We start from the raw sequence: 21,399 nt of genomic DNA, 5'->3' as shown, positions 1-21,399 counted from the left end.
CGGAAGAACCGGGAAGCAGGAGGCCAGATTGCTTTATTCATTGACCAAAGAGCGCAGCAGTCGGCGTCAGTTTCTGATCGGCGGTGCAGCGCTATCCTGTAGCGCTCTGGTGGGATGTGCCTCTTCCAGTGAGGGAAGGTTCTCCAAAGTAGACGCCCTGGCGCGACAGGCCGTGAAAGACAAAGAGACTCCCGGCGTTGTTCTTGCTGTTGGTCATAATGGCGAGGTTGCACATCGTTATGTGTATGGAAGCCGGGCTCTGGTTCCTACTCGTGAGCCCATGACTTGGGAAACCCGGTTCGATATGGCGTCGCTGACCAAGCCAACAATGACGGCTCTGGCTGTCATGCAGTTGGTGGAACACGGAAAAATCAATATTGACGATCCGGTCGTGCGTTATCTTCCAGAGTTCGCAGCCAACAAAAAATCGGCTGTCACCCTGCGGCTTCTGCTGACCCATTATTCGGGTCTCCCCCCGGATGTGCCGCTTGATAGCCCATGGAGTGGAAAAGCGGAGGCTGTCCGTCTTGCCATGACATCGCCGCTTGCTAATCCGCCGGGGGCAAAGTTCGTCTATAGCGACATCAATTACATTACGCTGGGTCTGATCGTGGAAAAGGTTACAGGTCAGCCTCTGAACCAGTATGTCGCTGACAATATTCTAACGCCTTTGGGAATGTCGCACTCCGGTTACCAGCCGGACGCTTCCTTACAGCCTGATATTGCGCCTACGCAGTATGATGATCAGCATCACATGTTGCGTGGTGTCGTGCATGATCCGACTGCCCGCCGCATGGGGGGCGTTGCAGGGCATGCGGGGCTTTTCTCGAATGCGCAGGACATGTGCCTGTATGCACAGGCGTTACTGGATCGTCTCGCTGGTCGTCCCAGCACGTTTCCGCTTCAAAGAAGTACATTGGAGTTGATGACAACCCCACAACAGCCCGCTGGGAAAACTGATCTGCGAGGACTGGGATGGGATATCGCCACGCACTATTCCTCCCCAAGAGGGGATCTATTTTCGGCGAGATCATTCGGCCATACCGGCTTTACGGGGACGTCGCTCTGGATTGACCCTGAGAGTGACAGTTATGTGCTCATTCTGACCAATCGGGTTCATCCGTCCGGGGGCCACAGTGTCGTGAAACTCCGGCATGATATTGCCACAGACGCTGCTCGGGCACTGGGCGTAGCAGCACACACCTGATCATGTTCTGAATGGCAGACCTGTCAAAGATAGGTCTGCCTTTTAGCGTCGCCTAATCGTCAAGACGGAATGGTGTTAGCCATGCGTCTTGTTGATGAAGTTGACAACATTATCATGGAGTTCAGTGAGGGCTGGTGCGTGGGCATAGACCATGTGACCGGACTCATACTGATGAATTTCGATGTTTGAGGCCAGCTTGTGAGGGATCGGGAGATGCTGCATCTCGTAGATACCTTCGAAGAAGGGCGTCCCAAGATCGTAGTATCCCTGATTGAGCATAATCTTCAGGCTCGGGTTCTGTTTCATGGCGCTTGCAAGATCCGGCAGGACGTTTGGCGCGCCCTTGGCTGGCCGACCGGCTCCTGGCTGCTTGTGCACGAAGGCCCATTTGCCGATTGAATGGGCGCTGACCTTGTATTCTTCGTAGCCGTCATTGAAAGCCGGGTTTGTGCCGTAATGAAGCGTATTGCGCGCATAATCGTTGAAGGCGGATACATAGGCTGACTGCATCGCGGCAAACTGGGGGTCATAGTCAGGGGTCTGCGCCAGTGGATCAATGGCAGGCCCGGAGAAGCGACTGTCCAGACGGCCTGTATCCATTCCGTCATCGCCGAGCAGGGTTTTGGCAAATTCGCCACCACTGACGCGTAGGTCAGCTTTCTTCAGGTAGTCGACGGGAAGGCCCGTATATTGGTGCAGCTTCTGGGCCGTTTGTTCCAGCTTTTCGTCTGAGATGGCGGTGCCGTCCTGAAGGGCGCTGGTATAGTCCGTAAGCGCAAAATGTTCGACTTCGCTGAGGAACGTTTTCAGGTCTTTGGGCTGCGTTGGCAACTTATGATGATACCAGGCGGTGGCAGCGAAGCTAGGCAGGGCGAGAACATAGGGCTGATCAACACTGGGGTTTGATTTCACGTTGTCGATCGAATTGTCGTAATCTAGAATCTGCGACAACAGCATAACGCCATTCAGATCGATGCCTTTTTCAGAGGCCAACTGGTTGGCGACGATTGCTGAGCGCGTCGTGCCGTAGCTTTCTCCGAACAGGTATTTGGGAGAGTTATACCGTCCGAAACGGGTCAGAAACTGAGCAATGAAGTCCGTGAAGGCTGCGGCGTCCGGATCTGTACCGTAGAAGGCTTTTTCCTTGTCTTTTCCGACAAGGCGCCCAAAACCAGTACCTGGCGCATCAATAAAGACAAGATCCGTGGCATCCAACGGGCTGTCATTGTTATCAATCAGTTTGTACGGGGCCGCTGCGGTGTGGCTGTCATCTGCGGTGACGATACGATGTGGGCCAAAAGCACCCATATGCATCCAGACACTCGAAGAACCGGGACCACCATTATAAACAAACGTAATCGGGCGGTTCTCTGCATGCGCGCCCTTCTTGAAATAGGCCACATAGAAAATGGAAGCGACGGCGTCCGGGTTTTTCTTTTCAGCTTTTGAATCGCTGGGGCCGATATCGGAATCATCCCACCCTTGGGCATGCACAATCAGCGTGCCGGTGACGGCCTGATAAGGAATGTGCTGACCACGAATGGTTACAGCCCCGTCTGATACAACCTTCTGGGGTGTTGTCAGAAACTGCGATGCCGTTTCAGCCTGTTTGACGTTGTCAGAGAGGGGGGCTTCCGCGTGAGCTGTGAGACAGGTGGCTGCCAGCAGGCTGACAGCAAGAAAAGAACGGGTCAGGATGCCTGAACGCATGGGTAACTCCTTACAGATTAAAATGATTTTGTAAGGAATACGGAACCGTTACAAGTTCAGGATCTGGTGAGGGAAATGCGGCACCTCTGAACTGTCACGTTCTGTCTGACGAAACACGGGCATACCGCACTCTTTTCGTTGAAAATAATATTTTCGCAATCTTCAGAACGATCGTTTTCCTACAGCGGAATGATGATCCAGACGGATTTCCAGATCATCGTTCAGCTCTGTTTCAGGCCGCGGGCGTCAAACGCTGGATGCGCATGGCCTCCTTGCGATGAGCCCCAAGAATATCCCCCAGATTTTTCAGCACAGGCTGCCCGTTCTCAACCAGAATTTTGCCGTTGATGATGGTGGTTCCGGCAGTCGCCGGGGCGCAGCGAAGCCACGCCTCCACGGGGTCCGTCAAAGCTCCTGCAAGGGAAATGTCCGACATCTGCCAGATAACCAGATCCGCACACGCCCCGGGACGGAGATGCCCGATCTCATCATCCCAGCCCAGGCAGGCCGCTCCACCGCGTGTGGCCATATCCAAAGCGTCTCGGGCCGTCATGGAATGTGGCCCATTGCGGAAACGACCCAGAAGCAGCGCCATACGGGTCTCCAGCCAGAGCGATGCATGGTCTGTCGAAGCTGAACCATCACAACCAAGCCCCACACGCATCCCACGACGCCGCATATCCATGGCATCCGCAGAGCCGCCTCCAATCATCATGTTGGAGCAGGGACACTGCGCTGTGCAGACGCCAGCATGCGCCAGACGGTCGATTTCGTCAGAGGAGGGGTAAATGTAGTGTGCCACCCAAGAGCGAGGGCTAGCCCAACCTACGCGTTCGAAATATTCTGTCGGTGTGCAGCCATAGACCTCCGCACAATAGCGGTCCTCATCGTGATCTTCTGCCAGATGGGTGTGTAACCTGAGGTCATATGTGTCTGCCATGGCGGCAGATTCTGTCATGATCCTTTCGGAGACGCTGAACAGAGAACAGGGCGCCAGAGCCACTCGAGCCATCGCGCCTGGAGAGGCATCATGATAGGTTTTTACCAGCCTTTCGCTGTCTGCCAGAATGGTCTCTTCGTCCTGCACGACAGATGCGGGTGGAAGTCCTCCATCCTCTACGGATCGCGTCATGGAGCCGCGAGTGGCGTGGAAACGAAAGCCTATATCCTTGGCCGCACGAAACTGGGCGTCGATCAGAAAGGGCTTGGGATGGACATACATGTGATCCATGGATGTCGTGCAGCCCCCCATCAGCAGCTCAATCATTGCAACCGCTGTTGAGAGGTAAACAGACTCTTCGTCCAGTCCGGCCCAGAGCGGATACAATCCCTGAAGCCACTCGAACAACGTCCCGTTGGTTACGGGGGCATAGGAGCGTGTGAGATTCTGATACATGTGATGGTGGGCATTGATCAGGCCCGGCGTTACCAGCTTTCCATTAGCCGATATGATTTTTTCTGCTTGTGGAGCAGCTTCTCCGGAGTGACCTGTGGAATGAACGCGCCCGTCTTTGATGGCGATCCATCCATTTGGGATTTCCCAATTCCGATCAATGTACAGAGAAGCATTTGTGATGAGGAGGTTGACCGTCATTGCGGCATCCTTTCCCAATAACCATCAGCAAGCCATGATCACTCATGGCTTTCGCAGAAGGCCCTGTTCCGGAGATGCGAAGTCCGGATCGTCATCAAACTTGCTTTGAGCGGGCGAGAAAGGCTTATCGTAGCATCAGGTTCGTCCTGCTGTCACGAGCCATGTGCCGCCCAGAATTCTGCCTGCAATGCGGCGGCTTCCTGTTCCAGCAGGGGCCCTACGACGGCCACCGGCTGCTGGCCAGCAGCGAAGACGGTCCTGCATGGGAGATCCAGTGTGGGATTTTCCGCGTGATTGCCGGTCATGTCTTTCAGGTCCTTTTCGGACTGGCCGTAAACCACGCGTCCGATCCCGGACCAGTAGATGGCACCTGAGCACATCGCGCAGGGTTCTGCAGAACTGTAGAGCGTGCACTGGCGCAGGCGTTCTGTCCCATAAGCTTTGCTGGCCCGGCTGGCGAGGAGACGCTCGGCATGGGCTGTCATGTCGCATCCTTCTGCGCTGTAGCCATTACCCTGTTCCATCAGAACAGCGCCTGTCTCGTCCACGAGAATAGATCCGAACGGATGATCCCCGCCGTCACGTGCTTTCCTGGCAACATCGAACGCCATACGGAGGAAACGCAGATCGTCTGTTTCTGTAATCATGCAATCAGTTCCTTATTTCTTGACCAGACGGCCGTTTATCCAGACACGATCAATCGTCTCAGGCGAAGCATAACAGACAATTTTCTGGGCACAGCTGGCCGCACTGTCTTGCGACGATAATCGCAGACTGCCTGACGTGCAGCGAAGCTCCAGCGCATCGAACGCCTGTCCGGGCAGGAGTTGTCCACTTGGCACCCCGAGAGCCTCCGCGCCGCCTCGTGTTGCAAGCCAGAACGCTTCCTGAAAATCTATCCTGTGGTTAGGGAGGCCACGTTTTGTCGGCGGAATTTCCGGGTTTGTCCCGCTTTCCAGCATCCGGGACGCCAGAACGGCCTGCCGCGCATTTTCAAAGATGGACGGAGAATACCCGCCAGAAAGGTCTGTTCCCAGCCCACAGTGAACGTGCTCATCGAGAACGTCGCGAACGGGAAGGGCTGCTCCTGCAAAAAAGGCGTTAGAAATCGGGCAGTGGGCAAGTCCGGCGTTGCGCTCTTTGACCAGTGTCCGGTCATTCTGGTTTAGGAACCCTGCGTGCGCCAGGATGGTATGGTCTCGTAGGAGACCAAAAGTATCCAGTGCAGACGTGTCTGTCTGGCCTGTTCTCTTCAGAACATGATGATGCTCCCAGTCGCTTTCTGACGCATGGGTCTGCACTTTGATATTCATTTCTGCGGCAAGTGCGCCAAGACCATTTAACAGTGCGTCGGAGCAGGCAGGAATGAAGCGAGGCGTAATAACGGGCTGGACCAGACCGGCCTCGTTGCCTGGCAAGGCTCGAACGGCATGAATGAAGCGTCGGGTTGCATCGAGAGCATCCTGAGCGCTGGCCTGACGATAGTCTGGCGGACACAGGTCCGGATGATCCATTGCCACCAGTCCAACGAACCCGCGTTGCCCGCATTTGAGGCAGGTGCGGGCAAGAACAAGACTGGCTTCTTCGTGGATCGTGGCAAAATAGAGCGCGGTGGTTGTGCCATTTCGCAGAAGGGTTTGAACCAGGTCCTCATAAACCGTGGCTGCGAAGGCTGCGTCCGAATAGCGGGCCTCTAGAGGGAAGGTGTATGTGCCAAGCCACTCTTCCAGCGGACGATCCAGAGCCGTGCCAGCTTGAGGCCATTGAGGCGCATGAATGTGTAGATCTGCCAGGCCGGGAACTAGGAGAGTGTCGTCTGGCAGGTGAACAAGCGTTTCACTGCTTTGCAGGTCTTGATAGGCCTGTGTGCCGCAGATTGCGCGACGCTGAATGATCCCGTCGTCGGCAACCAGCAGAGCCACATTTTCCAGAACGGTTTCCTTCGGCGTTCGGGATGCCAGCGTCCGGCCGGTGACGACAAATGCACTCACGACAGCGCACCATACGTCACGCCTTTTCCTTTAAGCCAGCGCCGGTAAGCCACGGACGAACGATCTGCCATGGTCGGAATTTCATATTTTCCGTCCAATGGCATCAGGCGAGGGCGCTGGTTTTCAAGAATGATCCTGTCCTGAAGAAAAATGAATTGCTGGAATTCAACCAGTCCGCCCAGTGAGGAACTGTCGTCGATCAGGAACATCACTGGGTGCGCCCGGGAACGGGTTGCGGTCATCGGTTGGACGAACAGAGCGATGACGTCCTGTCTTTCGGGAGAGGCCGGGCAGGTTTTATAAAGAAGCGTCGAGAACGGCGCGGCAACTCGATAGGTATAGTCAGTTAAAATCCCGCCGGACGCAGAGAGTGCCGCCTGAGGCTGGAAGAATGTACAGTCGGTTGCCCAGATTTCTGCACCGTCTTCACGCGTTTCGATCTGATATCGCCGAACTTCGGTTTCAGGCTCTGCCCCGAGGATATTGGTATGAACAAAGGGGAAGTGGGCCATATCGAGGAAGTTTTCGACGACCCTTAGGCCTGACGAATGTACGGCAATAGACCCACAACATACCAGCCGGCGGTCTGGCTCAGCGGCCTCGGGAATGGCGGGGATATCCCGGACGGGCTCTCCAAGAGACGTCCAGAGATAACCGTAGCGTTCCTGCACGGGGAGGGGGCGATTGCCGCAGAGCGCCTGAAACGCATTGTTTTCGTCGCGGGAGATCTCAATCATCCGGTCGAGCAGCATGGTCTGGAAAGTCGCATGTGTCAGATCCCCGACCATAGCCACAGGATACCAGTGTGATAACGTCTCTGGATCGGGGCTGGTCATGGCACGGGCAACCTGCTGCTGGTGACGGATGGGAAGAGTTAATCATGCTCCCCGGCATTGATGGAATACAGAATATTGATAAACCGGAAAATTCTTATTGTGAAATGAGATAAGAAAGGCATGATCCAGTGGTTCGGGAGATTCGTTTCGAAGGGCGCTTTGATCCCGAGCTGTTCCGGGATTTTGCCATTGCCCGGGCGCGCCTACTGGCCGTGGAGATTACAGACATGTCTGTTTCAGATCATTGTTTTTCAGTTCGGCTGGTGGGTGAGGAAGCACTTCTCGGAATGTTCGAGATGGCATGTCTTCTCGGGCCAACAGGCTGTATCGTGACAGGCACGGAGAGCCTCGGATGACGGGATGGTTTCCAGTTGCTCTCAGTATGGATGTTCCCGCTGGAACAGCAGCTCCGGCACGCTTGTCTGGTAAAGAAATTGCTCTTTGGCGTGGCGCGGATGGTGAGATCCATGCCTGGGAAGATCGCTGCCCACACAGAGGAATGCGGCTGAGTTTCGGTTTCGTGCGGAACGGAAATCTGGCTTGTCTCTATCACGGCTGGCAGTTTGGAGCAGATTCAACGTGTCGCCACATTCCAGCTCATCCTGAACTCCGTGTGCCGGGCACCATTCGCGCGACAGCTTATCAGGTGCAGGAGCGATGCGGAATGATTTGGGTGAGCCTCGATGAAAAGCCGTCACTTTCGCACCTGCCAGAGGGCGAGGCGTCAGGCGTTCGGAGCTTGCTGGTTCAGGTGCCTTTGCAAACTGCGCGGACGTCTCTCAATATGGAAGTTTCGAACTGGAAGCAGCAGGATAACTGTCTTTTTGCCGTGCATGAACCAGCAGTTGGCCTGACCATGTTGCATGTTGCGTCTTGGACTGTCGCCGGACAGCGGGAGGCTGCGCGACAAGCTGTGCAGTTACGGGACCGTCTGGAAGCTATCAAGGAGACCGTTTTAGCATGAGGTTACGAGACTGGGCGCTTGATGACAGATGCTATGCAGTTCGGCTGGGAGCGTCCCTGATGGGAGTGAAGCTGCCTACGGTCACGGATGATAGCGCCCTGGAAAGTGGCCCGGCCCTTGAACTCGTCGACGATGTTCTTCATGGCCCGTTAGAGATCCTGAAACGGCTCGTAACGCTTCCAGACGTCCTGCAGGAATGGAATTCCGGAACGGACGAGATGACGTGGGCAGCGAATGCCTTGGACCGCTTTTCCATCATGCGCAGGACGGTCATGCTGGCGTCTCTTCTTGTTGAAAATCCCGCACAGCTCATGATGCCATTGATGGGCGAGATTGAAGATCGGCTTGCAGAGAACCGCTTGGACGGTCGATGCTTGGTGTCAAGAGATCATCCAGGAGTTGCCGACATCATGCTGTTTCCAGTTGTTGCCTTGAGCCAGGACCTTGAAGTTCCTTTGGATCTTTATCCGGTAGCTCGGAACTTCATAAGGCACTTCAAGGCGCTGCCTGGGTTCATAACGATGCCGGGAGTGCCGGAATGTCACTGAAAAATCCTCTGATGCTCCCGCGGCGTTCCGTACTGGCTGCTCTGGGCAGCTCGCTTGTGATGCCGTCGGCTCTGAAGGCGGCGTCACGTCGTTTTGCGCCCATTCGGGAAGAGGATCTTCTGATTGGCTTTGGGCACACCAGCCCCATCACCGATGGCGGATGGAGCCACGCTCACGATCTGGCGGTTCAAGCCGTTAAACGTGCCTATCCAGCCGTCAAAACCCTCTTTGTCGAGAGCGTGCCTTACTCCGCAGATGCAACCCGCATTTTTCGCCAGTTTGTGGCGGAAGGCGCGCAGATGGTGATTTCCACGTCCAACTATGGAGACTTCATTCGCGATGTTGCGGATCGTGCTCCGGACGTTGCGTTCATGGAGTGTGATGGCCATGCTGTCAGCAATAACCTTGGCTGGTATTATATCACGCACTGGTACGCCAGTTATGTCATTGGTATCGCCGCAGCCCGTCTGAGCAAAACCGGCAAGCTTGGCTACGTGGCCTCTTTCCCGGTTCCTTCCGTCTATGCCAGTGCGAACGCCGTGCTTTTGGGGGCGCGCTCGGTCAATCCACAGGCCACGATGCGCGTCATTTCCATCAATTCGTGGTTTGACCCGCAGGCTGCAACGGAAGCAGGGGCTGCTCTGGTAGACAGTGGCTGTGACTTCCTGTGCGGGATTATGGACGATCCGGGCTATCTGCGTGTCGCGGAGAAACGCGGCGTCTGGGCTGCGATGTGGAACACCGACATGCGTGAGTTCGGGCCCAATGCATATGTCAGCTCTGTCGTGCTGGATTTTGCTGACTATTATATCCAGCAGGTTGGTGCCCGGATCCGGGGAGAATGGGCGCCGGAGGGACGTTTTCTCACATTGGCCAAAGGCGTCGATCGGGATCGCTGGGGGCAGAACGTTCCTGAAGCTGTACAGAAAGAAGCTGACGCTGCGCGGGACCGGATGCTGGCTGGATGGTCGCCTTTTCAGGGGCCGATCTATGATTCTGAGGGAACGCTGCGGGTTCCAGCAGGCCATGTCATGACTGACATGGAGATGTATAACTGGTCGTGGCAGGTTCAGGGAGTGTCTGGTCTTGGCTGATGTCACTCATGCGTCCAACGCGCCTCCCGCTCATCTTGCAGCAGGAACACCGCCCATTCTGGAGCTGGTGAATATTGCGAAGTACTTTCCAGGCGTCATTGCGAACGAAAATGTTTCCCTGAATGTGTTCCCGGGTGAAATTCACGCCCTGTTAGGGGAAAATGGTGCAGGGAAGTCCACACTGATGAACGTGGTGACGGGCCTCTATCAGCCCGATGCCGGGGAGATCATCATTGATGGATATGGGACCACGTTTCCGGCCCCTGACGCAGCCATCGCTGCCGGGATTGGCATGGTTCACCAGCATTTTCGTCTGGTTCCCCGTTTTACCGTCGCTGAAAACCTCCATCTGGGCTGGTCTGAAACACCCCGCCGCCTTGCGGGAAAAGACATTGAAGAGCGTGCCTCCGCACTTTCCAAGAAGTTTGGCCTCCCGATTACGCCCTCGGCCGTTGTGTCTTCTTTGTCTGCGGGCGAGCAGCAGCGTGTTGAAATCCTTCGTGTTCTGTCTCGGGGCGCTCGACTTCTTATCCTTGATGAACCAACGGCTGTTCTCAGCCCCGTTGAAGTCGGCGAACTGTTTTCCGCTCTTCGTCGGTTTCGCTCCGAGGGAGGGGCAGTTGTTATCATCAGCCACAAGCTTGATGAGATCATGGCGCTTGCAGACCGGGTTTCCGTTCTGCGGCAGGGGCGATTGGTGGGGACGCATCAGACGTCAGATGTAACGCCTGACAGTCTCGTAACAGAGATGATCGGGCGACCTGTTACGCTTGCAACCTCTTATCCACGGCAGTCTCCTGCTCCGGCAGGCGGTGGGGCTGAACCTCTGTCTCTGAAACAGGTGACGGTGCGGGATGCCGCAGGCGTAGTCCGTCTGGATGATGTCAGTCTCGCGCTTCGTCCGGGGGAAGTTCTGGGGATTGCAGGGGTGACGGGGAATGGCCAGCCTGAGCTGGCAGAAGTCCTGACCGGATTGAAGGCGGCTGAGAGCGGAACGGTCTATTTGAATGGCAAGGCTGCCAATCGTGCAGACCCGGCAATGTTTGCGCATGCGGGCGTGGGTCACGTACCGGAAGACCGGCTGAAACGTGCCCTAATGCCGGGGCTGAGCGTTGCGGAAAACATGGCACTTCGGGAGTATGACCGTCCGCCGATTGGCGGCCGGTTCAGCTTCTCCATGGCGCAGGCCCGCAAGTTTGCCCAGATGCTCGCAGACAGGGCAGGGGTGAAGCTTCCGGGAACACAGGTGCAAATTCGCGGGTTATCCGGCGGCAATCAGCAGAGGCTGGTTCTGGAACGTGAAATCCGGATTGCCAGTCATGTTCTGGTGGCCAGTTATCCCAGCCGTGGTCTGGACATCGGGGCTATCTCAGCCATGAGGGATATGCTCGCCCGTGCGCGCGACGCAGGTGTTGCCGTGGTTCTGATGTCAGAAGATCTGGATGAAATCTTTGCCCTGAGTGATCGTATTGCTGTTCTGTATGCAGGGCGCCTCATGGGGGTCATGGATCGTGCAGACGCAGATCGGGAAAGCATAGGCGCGCTCATGAGTGGCCGTAATCTGTCGGAGGCAGCATGAGCGCCGTATCCCCTCGCACGCGTCTTACGGTTGTTCCGTCTCATCGTATTGCCGTTGGGCGCGGGCTCTCCATCCTTGCGGCTCTGGGCATTGTAGCAATCACGCTCGCCGCGATGGGACGATCTCCGATCGAACTCGCCGGGCTCGTCGTTCGATCGACCGTCGGGTCGCGCTTTGGCATTGAGGACCTCGCACTCTTCATGACGCCTCTGATGCTTACAGGGGCGGCAGTTTGGGTCGGGATCCGTGTCAATCTCTGGAATATCGGGGCGGAAGGGCAGCTTTATGCAGGTGCGACGGCAGCGACGGCTGTTGGTTTGTTCACGCATTGGCCCGCGATTGTCGCACTTCCGGCGATGGTTGTAGCTGGCGCTCTGGCGGGAGCCGCATGGATTTTTATTCCCGCTGCGGCCCGGGCTTGGCTTGGCGTCAGTGAAATTGTTACCTCTCTTCTTCTGAACTTCGTGGCCTCCCTGCTTGTCTATTATCTGGCAACCGGACCGTGGGCTGATCGCGTGACTGGTGCTCTAGCCTCGACTGAACGCCTGCATGTGGCACTTCCGGAACTCTGGGGAGCGGTTCATCTGGGGTTCCTGCTCGCATTGGGGATTGTTGTTGGCTTGGGAGTAGGGCTCGCGAAAAGCCGGTTTGGTTATGAAACGGCTGTGTGCGGCTCTAATCCGCAGGCTGCGCACTATGCTGGGATTAAGGTCTCTCCCCGTATTCTGGCTGTGTTGCTGTTGTCAGGCGCTTTAGCCGGGCTGGCAGGTGTGTTTGAAGTCGCGGGAACCGTTCACCGGCTTCAGGGTGGCCTTGCCAATAATTATGGATATCTGGGCATCGTCGTGGCGCTTCTGGCTCGTGGGTCGTGCTTTGCCCTTATTCCAGCAGCGCTTCTGATGGCACTGATTCTGGATACGGGGATTGTTCTCCAGACAACCCAGATCAGTTCTTCCGCCGTTCTTGCCATTACAGGTCTGCTGGTCCTTGCGATTGCGGCCGGAGACGAAATGGCAGCCTATGTCCGTGTGAACAGGAGCTGATCATGGCACTTCTCAGCGACCTTCTCGGTCATGCCGTTCTGTCAGGCGGTGTTCTGGCGCTTGGTGCCCTCGGCGAGGTGATTGCCGAACGTGCAGGTGTTCTGAATCTCGGGGTGGAGGGGCTGATGTCCCTCGGGGCCGTCGTTGCAGTCATGACTGTGAACGCGACGCCTCATCCATGGCTGGGCCTGCTTGCAGCAGGACTGGTTGGTGGGCTGGGAGCAAGTGTGCTTGCGCTCTCCAGCGTTGTACTTCGTGCCAATCAGGTTCTGTGTGGCGTGGCGATCACCTTTCTGGGGCTGGGTCTTAGTTCTGTAATCGGGCGGTCCGTTGCCGGTGTTCCGGTCTCTGCTGTGTTCGAACCAGTCTCCATTCCGGTTCTGTCTGCCATTCCTGTTATCGGACCTGCCTTCTTTAGCCAGAATATTCTCGTTTACCTGATCTATCTCGTCTTTCCTGTCATGGCGCATTTCTGGCTGTTTCGGACGCGTTCGGGTTTGGATCTGCGGGCCGTGGGCGAAAATCCGGCAGCGGCAGACGCGGTTGGGGTGCCTGTCATGAAGTACAGGGCTCTGGCCGTGATTATTGGTGGTGTTCTGGCAGGCGTGGCTGGCGCTGATCTGACGCTCGCCGTCGTGCCTGTCTGGTCAGACGGGATGATCGCTGGACGTGGCTGGATTGCCGTGGCGCTGGTGATCTTTGCTGGATACCGCCCAATTGTTGCCGTTCTGTCCGGGCTACTATTCGGGCTTGTAACAGCAGTGGGGTTCATGGGGCAGGCCAGAGGCTGGCCTGTTGCCCCCGCAATCCTGAATACGCTGCCATATCTCGGGACGGTTGCCTGCATTATTGTGCCGATGCTGGCCTTTGCAAAACTGCGCTCTGCCATGGCGGCTCCCGCGGCGCTCGGGACGCCCTATTATCGAAGTGGAAGATAAGCGAACCGGGTGTGGAGTGGGGCGCCAGCAAGCGTCCCAAACACTTTGGTTTGCACCTTTTCCCCATAATCGCGTACTCTGTCTCTTCATTTAGGCATAGAGGGGAGGCTGATGACAAACATTACGGCACTTATTGCAGACGCCGCAGTTTTTGTTTTTCTTCCATGGGTTGCGTGGAGGATACTGAAGAAAACAATACCGATTGTGGTTCTGCCAATACTTGTCGGTATATTGATTTCTGTCTGGCATATTCCTGTAAAATCACTTGGTATTCCATCGGTTTATGGAAGCGATATTGGCTGGGTTGCCGTTCTGGTTCTGGCGTTTACTGCCGGCCTTGAAATGTGGCAGTCCCCTGGAAGCGTGGCGGACGATCATGCCCTGCCAGCGCCGACGTTAGGGCGTTTGCTAACGGGGGCGGCCGTTGCGCTGGGTGGTCCGCTTTTGGTGGGATCCATACTCGCCTATGAATTTTTTCTGCCACTTCCCGGATGGCATCCGCCACATGCACAGCCTTGGGTCGCCGCAGCGTCTATTGGCCTGTGCATTGCCGTCAGTGCTTTGCCGGTTCTGATTGGCGTGGTGCGTGAGCTTAATCCGTCTCAACGTCCGTTGGGTCAGCTGGCGCTTAAGCTGGCCGTTGTCGACGATGCTGCTCTCTGGATTGGTCTGGCAATGCTTCAGGTTGCCGAGCGTGGGACGGCTGCCCTCCATGGATGGACGGGCCTCGAAGTCCTCGCGATTGCGCTGCTGGTGGGACTGGCATTTGCCGGAAACTGGGCTTCCCGCCATTTCAGGAACCCGCCTTCCGCTGTTATCTGGATTGCGGTGCCGATTTACCTTGCTGCCGGTTCGTGGGCCAGCATGCAACTCGGTCTGCACGAACTGATTGGCGCTTACTTTGCTGGCGCGATCATGCCGCCGTCGTGGGTTCGGCGGTTGCCCGTTGAGAAGGTGGGAACGTTCTCACTCATCTGGCTCGCCCCGATGTTCTTTGGTCATAGTGGCCTGAATATCGATGGTGATGCTCTGACATGGCCATCCGTAATCGCCTCGCTGTCACTCGTTGCAATCTCGATCGTGACGAAGATTTTGGCGGTCTATATTTACCCGCCTGCATCCGGCCTGAGCAGGCGTCAGGCGTTGAGCGTCGGTGTTCTGTTGCAGTGCAAGGGGCTTATGGAAATTGTTGCTGCAACGATTTTCCACGCCCAGGGCATGATTTCAGAGTTTGCCTTCGCATCTCTGATGGTTCTTGCCGTTATTTCCACGGTTCTGACAGGGCCCATGTTCAAGTTGGTCGCGCCCCGATCTTCTGCGGCCCCTTAAGGGCTTGAAGTGGAGAGGGGAATTAATCCCCTCTTCATAATCATCCTTCAAAATAATCAGTGATGCGTTGCCAGCCAATCGTGGATCTGTTCCTGAGTGGCTTTAATAGCATCCTGACGGGCATTAATCGTATTAACCGCTTTTGCTGTCGCGATTTTTGCACCTGTTGTTTTCGTGGACCACGGATCGTTCTGAAGTGCTTCAAGAACCTGTGGGTTATTGGAGTGTGCGGCGATTGAGGCCAGGAAGTCATCCTGTGACCACGGAGCCAGATGCGTGCGAATATCTGCCTCATGCTCCTTCACCAGCTGCCACACCAGATCAGGATTTTCGCTCGACGCTGCAATGACGGCCAGTGAGCGTGCAATCCGTCCGTTCGGAATGGCTCCGCTATAGGCGAGGGCCACGTTCTTGCGGATCAGATCCGGGTTGGTTGCGCTGGCAAGAGCGGCGAAGTAGCGCAGTTTGAGTTCTGTCGCCTGGGTGGTACGAACTTTCTCAGCCATGAAGTCATATGTCTGGCCATCCGCCGTCTTCATGGCAATGGTCGTAACAGCACCGACAAGATCGGGGCGGAGAGAGGCTGGGTTTTCCTTCCAAAGTGCAAAGCGACGCTTGGCTTCCGCAATAACCTGCGGATCGTTGAATGTCCCGAGTGCGCTGATCACCGATGGCCGCAGCATCGTGTCGAGAACGTTCTCGTGCGGTTTTTCGTCCCACCCCAGACGCGCCAGAACCGGTGCCAGACGGCTGCGAGCATATGTCTGGAAGTCATCACGATCGGCATTGCCGATTTCGTACTGATCAATCGTTTCAAGGCGGCTGATGATCTCTTCCAGAACCGCAATGTCGCTCTCATGCGCTGTAGTCAGGCTATCGACCAGATCCAGATAAGACCCAAGTTTGGCCTGTCCTGACCGGAAAAGGGCATACTGGTCCCCAAGCAGGTTGGCGCGATCAACGGGAGCAAATTTGCTGAGAGATGTTGCAAGGGCGCTGAGCGCGTTCTTGTCATAAGAAACACGATAATAGCCGCTCTCGCCAAGATTGAGTTTGAAGGCCGTATCGCAACGGGGTGCTGTGATAGTGACGGGTTCAGTGCCCAGAACAAGGGTTTTTGTCGGAAGTCCGGGGCCGCCAGCCACAACTGGAACGCTCCATGTCAGAGGCTGAGCCTGTGGATCATGGATTGTGAAGCGGCTCTGGGTGAGTGTGTAGGTGGCCTGATCATTCTGACAGAACGATGTGACATTAACCTGCGGGATACCTGGCTGCTCCGTAAAGCTGCGCGCCACCTTAGCCACGTCTTCGCCAGACGTGGACGAAAGGGCATTCCACAGATCCTGACTGGTAGCATTGCCGAACGCGTGTGCTTTCATGTAGGCCCGCATGCCATCACGGAATTTGTCTTCACCCAGCCAGCCTTCCAGCATCCGAATGACCAGCTCGCCTTTGCCATAGCTGATGCTGTCAAACGCTGAATTTGCTTCACTGACGTTGTGAATGGTCTGCTGGATCGGATGGGTCGTTGAAAGGGCATCAATGCCCATCGTTTCTTCGCGGGTCTCATGCTGGCGTGGCCAGATGTCCCACTGTGGGTTCAGCTTGTCCGTGACCTTGATTTCCATCCAGGACGCAAAGCCCTCGTTGAGCCAGATGTTGTTCCACCAGCCCATCGTCACAAGATCGCCAGACCACTGATGCGCCATCTCATGCGCAACGACTTCGTGAATCAGCTCGCGTGTTTTGGGTGTGCTGTTTTTTGGGTCAAACAGAAGCACATTGTCGATGTATGTGAGAGCGCCCCAGTTCTCCATCGCACCGGCCTGATAATTCCCGGGGATAGCCAGCATATCCATCTTCGGGAGAGGATATTTTACCCCGAAATAGCTGTTGTAATACGGCAGAATGCGCTGGGCTGATTCAAGAGCATACCGACCCTGTTCCTCAAGACCGGCTGGGGCATAAACACTCAGGGGCGTGCCATCAGCCTCTCCATGAACGGCTCCCATGTCACCGGCAACAAGTGCCAGCAGGTAGCTGGACATGCGAGGTGTTGGGGCAAAGGAAACGCGCTTGGTCTTCGTGTCCTGCTGCGTGGTGCCGATAATGGGCATATTGCTGACAGCAACATCATCGAAAGGCAACGTCACATTCAGCTGGAAGCTGGCCTTGAATGCGGGTTCATCCCATCCGGGGAACATGCGGCGGGCATCAGCAACTTCGAACTGCGTCACCAGCATGCGGCGTGCCTGGCCGGTGGCTGACGTATAATCGTTGATGTAGAGGCCATTTGGCGTCTTGAGGATTGGGCCTGTGTAATTGATGGAAAGAGTGTGGGGGCCCTTGGGAACCGGCTGTGAAAAATGCAGCGTGGCAGTTTCTGCAGCGTCATCCTGTGTGATGGTCGCATGCTGCGTCCCATCCAGAAGGGCACCAGACAGCTTCAGTCCGGCCTGATTGAGAACAATGTCCTGCGTATCTGTTAGAACCGTGACGTCGATGGTTTCCTGGCCCTTGAGGGTCAGATGCTCCGGGTCTGTTTCGAGATCGATGGCATAGGAGGCCGGAACAACGGTTTTGGGAAGTTGGCCTGGTGTCTGTTGGAAGGAAAACGTTCCTTCGGCATGCGCCACCATGGCAAAGGGAAGACCGGCAAGAAGGGTGCTGAAAGCCAGAAGGCGGCGCATAACGATGCGTATCCTTAATCAGTCAGAATATTGAAGAAACAGCGTAACGCTTTGTTTCAATGGTGGCGCAAGGGTCGCACACTCGGTCCTGACATGAAAGTGGGAGGCAGGTTTGATGCGTCTGTCTCTTTGAGCCAAGGCCTCCCACCGCAGCCTGTATGACCACGATGGAAGTGTGTCTCGTGTTAGGGCGTGAATACTAAACCGTCGCCATAAGAGCTGCATTTCCGCCAGCAGCCGTCGTATTGGTGCTGCAGGCCCGCTCCTGAACCAGCCATTCCAGTGGGTAACGTCCGTCTGCGTCTGGTGTGTGCAGGCAGACTACCGGTCCGTCTTTACGTTCCAGTGCTGCCAAGACCTGCTTGCGGTCTGTTGCATCGCCATTGCACAGCGCCACATCCACCTGAACGTCTGTTGATAGTGGGAGGATAGAGGCTCCCAAGGCCGCAGGCGGTGGGGGCAAACGGCGCCAGATTTCCGCAGGGATCGCACAGGCATTCCCAGTGGACAGGGCATCTGTGACTTGCTGACACAGATCCTCAAGTCTAGGCCCTGCACACAGCACTGTGCCTCGTGCTGTCAAAGTGTAAACGTTGTCTTCTCCGACAGGGCCGGGGAGGGAAAGGGTTGTTCCCAAAGGCGTTCCGGCAGGCACAACGGCTCTGAAGTCTGGTGCTATGGCCCTTAACCACTGCCCGGCAAAATTCAGAACAACTGGCAGGTCATGGTGCGCCAGAGCACCTAGTTCAGGGCGTCGGGACAGAAGGCGACGCAGGTAAAGCGGGCCACCTGCCTTCGGGCCGGTTCCGGAAAGGCCATGCCCCCCAAACGGCTGAGACCCTACGACGGCACCCACAAGGTTACGGTTGACGTAGATATTTCCCGCATCTGAGATGGCTTTAAGGTCTTCAATCGTACTGTCGATGCGTGAGTGAACGCCGAAGGTCAGGGCATATCCGGTGTTGTTGATGGCAGCCATCAACTGCGCGCGTTCTTCGCGGCGATACCTGACAACATGCAGAACCGGCCCAAAAACCTCTCGGCGCAGAGCTGACAAATTGTCGATTTCAATCAGGGTCGGCGGCACAAAGGTCCCGTTTGCGCACTCTTCAGAAATTGCAGATTGATGGATCGAAAAACCACGAGCGCGCATGTCTTCAATATGGCGGAGAATTCCGCTCTGAGCCTCTTCTGTGATGACTGGCCCGACATCTGTCTGCGTAAGAGCTGGATCTCCCGTACGCAGTTCTGCCATAGCCCCTTTGAGCATCGTCAGAACACGATCTGCGCTATCGTTTTGCAGGCACAGTACCCGGAGTGCGCTGCATCGCTGCCCAGCACTGTCAAAGGCGGAAGATAGTACATCCCCGACGACCTGTTCGGACAGAGCTGAGCTGTCCACAACAAGTGCATTCTGGCCGCCCGTTTCGGCAATCAGAGGAATAGGTGTGCCATCTGCATTCAGGCGCCCGGCGAGCTGCTTTTGGATCAGCCTTGCGACTTCCGTCGAACCCGTGAACAGAACGCCAGTTATGCGGGGATCGGCGACGAGCGCCGCTCCGATTTCGCCGCCACCTGGTACAAGTTGTAAGGCTTCTGCTGGCACTCCGGCATTATGAAGAATGCGGATAGCTTCTTGCGCAATGAGAGGCGTTTCTTCCGCAGGTTTGGCGAGAACGCTGTTCCCGGCTGCCAGGGAAGCAGAAACCTGCCCCAGAAAAATGGCGAGAGGGAAGTTCCAGGGGCTAATGCAGACGACGGGGCCCAGTGGGGCAGCATTGTCAGCAGTAAAGTCGCGGCGGATCTGGGCAGCATAATAGCGTAGGAAGTCTACAGCCTCGCGGATTTCAGACACCGCATTGGCAAGGGTCTTTCCTGCTTCCCGGATAATCAGTCCCATCAGTCTGGGCATGTCGTCTTCGAGGCTCTGAGCGGCCTTCTCCAGACATGTAGCGCGTTCGGAGACTGGTGTGTTCTTCCAGACATCAAAACCCGTTGCGGCTTTGCTGATGACAGCCCCTACGCTTTCGACAGCCGTGGGTTTGATACACCCAATGACATCTGACTTGTCGGCAGGATTAACAACATCTTCGCCCGCCGTTTCACCAAATGAGGCCTCCTTACTCAGGGCAACACCAAGTGTTTTCAGAGTGTTTTCGTCTGCAAGATCCAGCCCATGCGAGTTTTCACGCTCAGGCTGGAAAAGGTCGCTTGGTAGGCGCAGGGTGCTGGGGAGGGCATGGGCGGAGAGCGTGACGGGGTCGGTAATCAGCTCTTCCACTGAAACTGCAGGATCCTGAATTCGGTTCACAAAGGACGAATTCGCGCCATTTTCCAGTAGGCGGCGTACGAGATAGGCCAAGAGCGTTTCATGCGTGCCCACGGGAGCATAGACGCGGACAGGCCGATTCAGCTTTTCCGGACCAACAACTTCCTTGTACAGCGTTTCTCCCATGCCGTGCAGGCATTGAAATTCATAGGACTCAGTCGTGAAATTCGGTCCTGCCAAGGCGTGAATGCTGGCCAGTGTCTGCGCGTTATGCGTTGCAAACTGCGGGAAAATGGCGTCTGGAGCAGCCAGAAGCTTCTTGGCGCAGGCAATGTAGGAAATGTCGGTATGGATCTTCTGCGTGAAGAGCGGAAAATTCTCCATCCCATCGACCTGGGCACGTTTGATTTCACTATCCCAATAGGCACCCTTAACCAGCCGGACCATCAGGCGGTGATTTGTGCGACGGGCCAGATCAATCACCCAGTCGAGTACGAATGGTGCACGCTTCTGATAAGCCTGAACAACGAAGCCAATGCCCTTCCAGTCTTTCAGGGCTGGGTCGAAACAAAGCGTTTCCAGCAGGTCCAGAGAGAGCTCCAGCCGGTCCGTCTCTTCAGCGTCAATGTTGAAGCCGATGTCATAGTGACAGGCGAGGCGCGCAAGTGCTGTCAGGCGAGGGCCCAACTCGGCGAGAACGCGTTCCCTCTGGAGGCGACTATAGCGCGGATGAAGGGCAGACAGCTTGACTGAAATACCTGGGCCTTGATACGCGCCAGCGCCTGCTGATGCTTGGCCAATGGCGTGAATGGCTGTTTCATAATCACGGTAATACCGATCAGCGTCCGCCATGGTCGTGGCAGCTTCTCCCAGCATGTCGTAGGAGTAACGGAATCCCTTTGCGACAAGGGGCTTGCTGTTTTCGAGCGCGTTCGCGATGGTTTGGCCGGTTACAAACTGCTCACCCATCATGCGCATTGCCATATCGACGCCCTTGCGGATCACAGGCTCACCGCACCGTCCGATCAGGCGTTTGAGGCTTCCCGGCAGCGCTTTCGTCTCTTCCGTCGACAGGACCTTGCCTGAGACGACCAGTCCCCAGGTCGCTGCGTTTACGAACAGGGAAGACTTTCGACTGATGTGCTCATGCCACTGACCGTTCCCAATCTTGTCGCGAATGAGGGCGTCACGCGTGGGAAGGTCAGGGATACGAAGCAGGGCCTCCGCCAGGCACATCAGGGCGACACCTTCCTGAGAGGAGAGATCGTATTCCTGCACCAGATCCTGAACGATGCCGCTACTGCGGCCTTGACGAAGAGCTTCGACCAAACGCCTCGCTGTCTGACGGGCGAGGGCAGCCTGATCGTCCTCAAGGCGAGCCTCACGCGAAAGTTCCGTCACCCGCGGGGCTTCCGCTACACGGGTGTGGTCGGTGATGGCCTGACGGAGCGGAGACCGCGGCGGAACGATGGCTGCAAGGGACGCGAAAGGTGAGGTCATGAGGATACCGCTGTTCTGATGGTCTCTCACAGATATTGAAACGTTTGCGAAACAGGTGCTGGTATTTTAAGGGAGACGACGAATTAAATTCGGTTTATCGAATTTAT

At 56.1% G+C, this 21,399-nt stretch carries 16 protein-coding genes; 9 read left to right on the top strand and 7 right to left on the bottom strand.

The genetic code is table 11. The features are described 5' to 3' along the window. Positions 1-28 precede the first annotated feature (28 nt). Complete coding sequence (locus KP707_RS10250) at positions 29-1,207, top strand: serine hydrolase (protein WP_211506734.1); 1,179 nt, start codon at positions 29-31, stop codon at positions 1,205-1,207. Between the two features lie 75 nt (positions 1,208-1,282). On the opposite strand, the gene KP707_RS10245 is transcribed toward KP707_RS10250, so the two are convergent. From KP707_RS10245 to KP707_RS10225, 5 genes are all read right to left on the bottom strand, one after another. Further along, on the bottom strand, positions 1,283-2,917 hold the full coding sequence (locus tag KP707_RS10245; RefSeq protein ID WP_211502962.1) for a S10 family peptidase: 1,635 nt from the start codon (positions 2,915-2,917) through the stop codon (positions 1,283-1,285). 232 nt (positions 2,918-3,149) lie between these two features. Continuing rightward, complete coding sequence (locus KP707_RS10240; RefSeq protein ID WP_211502963.1) at positions 3,150-4,511, bottom strand: 8-oxoguanine deaminase; 1,362 nt, start codon at positions 4,509-4,511, stop codon at positions 3,150-3,152. 152 nt (positions 4,512-4,663) lie between these two features. Next, a complete protein-coding gene (locus KP707_RS10235; protein ID WP_211502964.1) occupies positions 4,664-5,158 on the bottom strand; it encodes a nucleoside deaminase in 495 nt (164 codons plus the stop codon). Positions 5,159-5,170: 12 nt separating this feature from the next. Then, on the bottom strand, positions 5,171-6,502 hold the full coding sequence (locus tag KP707_RS10230; protein ID WP_211502965.1) for an amidohydrolase family protein: 1,332 nt from the start codon (positions 6,500-6,502) through the stop codon (positions 5,171-5,173). Further along, on the bottom strand, positions 6,499-7,338 hold the full coding sequence (locus tag KP707_RS10225) for an aromatic ring-hydroxylating dioxygenase subunit alpha (RefSeq protein WP_211502966.1): 840 nt from the start codon (positions 7,336-7,338) through the stop codon (positions 6,499-6,501). The genes KP707_RS10230 and KP707_RS10225 overlap by 4 nt, the downstream gene beginning before the upstream one ends. Positions 7,339-7,466: 128 nt before the next feature. Here KP707_RS10225 and KP707_RS10220 point away from each other — a divergent pair, with 128 nt between their 5' ends. The 8 genes from KP707_RS10220 to KP707_RS10185 all read left to right on the top strand — a co-directional run bounded on the left by KP707_RS10220 (position 7,467) and on the right by KP707_RS10185 (position 14,833). Beyond that, positions 7,467-7,694 (top strand): hypothetical protein, encoded by a 228-nt coding sequence (locus tag KP707_RS10220; protein WP_203548766.1) that lies wholly within the window; start codon positions 7,467-7,469, stop codon positions 7,692-7,694. Further along, the gene (locus KP707_RS10215; protein ID WP_211502967.1) at positions 7,691-8,302 is read left to right on the top strand and encodes a Rieske (2Fe-2S) protein; all 612 of its coding nucleotides are present in this window, start codon (positions 7,691-7,693) and stop codon (positions 8,300-8,302) included. Before KP707_RS10220 ends, KP707_RS10215 begins: the two co-directional genes overlap by 4 nt. Then, the gene (locus KP707_RS10210) at positions 8,299-8,850 is read left to right on the top strand and encodes a glutathione S-transferase family protein (protein WP_211502968.1); all 552 of its coding nucleotides are present in this window, start codon (positions 8,299-8,301) and stop codon (positions 8,848-8,850) included. The genes KP707_RS10215 and KP707_RS10210 overlap by 4 nt, the downstream gene beginning before the upstream one ends. Next, complete coding sequence (locus KP707_RS10205; RefSeq protein WP_086634647.1) at positions 8,841-9,944, top strand: BMP family ABC transporter substrate-binding protein; 1,104 nt, start codon at positions 8,841-8,843, stop codon at positions 9,942-9,944. Before KP707_RS10210 ends, KP707_RS10205 begins: the two co-directional genes overlap by 10 nt. Beyond that, positions 9,937-11,523, top strand: coding sequence for an ABC transporter ATP-binding protein (locus tag KP707_RS10200; protein ID WP_211502969.1), 1,587 nt, complete (start codon positions 9,937-9,939; stop codon positions 11,521-11,523). Before KP707_RS10205 ends, KP707_RS10200 begins: the two co-directional genes overlap by 8 nt. Beyond that, positions 11,520-12,566 (top strand): ABC transporter permease, encoded by a 1,047-nt coding sequence (locus tag KP707_RS10195; RefSeq protein ID WP_211502970.1) that lies wholly within the window; start codon positions 11,520-11,522, stop codon positions 12,564-12,566. The genes KP707_RS10200 and KP707_RS10195 overlap by 4 nt, the downstream gene beginning before the upstream one ends. 2 nt (positions 12,567-12,568) lie before the next feature. Next, positions 12,569-13,504 carry an ABC transporter permease gene (locus KP707_RS10190; protein ID WP_211496187.1) on the top strand — a complete coding sequence of 312 codons (936 nt, stop codon included), beginning with the start codon at positions 12,569-12,571 and terminating at the stop codon, positions 13,502-13,504. A gap of 111 nt (positions 13,505-13,615) precedes the next feature. Beyond that, on the top strand, positions 13,616-14,833 hold the full coding sequence (locus KP707_RS10185) for a cation:proton antiporter (RefSeq protein ID WP_211502971.1): 1,218 nt from the start codon (positions 13,616-13,618) through the stop codon (positions 14,831-14,833). Positions 14,834-14,889: 56 nt separating this feature from the next. Here KP707_RS10185 and KP707_RS10180 read toward each other — a convergent pair whose 3' ends face one another. After that, positions 14,890-17,523 carry a M1 family metallopeptidase gene (locus tag KP707_RS10180; protein WP_211506732.1) on the bottom strand — a complete coding sequence of 878 codons (2,634 nt, stop codon included), beginning with the start codon at positions 17,521-17,523 and terminating at the stop codon, positions 14,890-14,892. Positions 17,524-17,722: 199 nt separating this feature from the next. After that, entirely contained in the window at positions 17,723-21,292 is a 3,570-nt protein-coding gene (gene putA, locus KP707_RS10175; protein WP_211506731.1) for a bifunctional proline dehydrogenase/L-glutamate gamma-semialdehyde dehydrogenase PutA, read from the bottom strand. Positions 21,293-21,399: the final 107 nt, after the last annotated feature.

Origin of the sequence: Gluconobacter sp. P5E10, assembly GCF_018812145.1 — a bacterium.
Lineage (GTDB): Bacteria > Pseudomonadota > Alphaproteobacteria > Acetobacterales > Acetobacteraceae > Gluconobacter > Gluconobacter cerinus.
The sequence above is the reverse complement of the archived record's forward strand: the minus strand, read 5'-3'. Positions and strand labels throughout refer to the sequence as shown.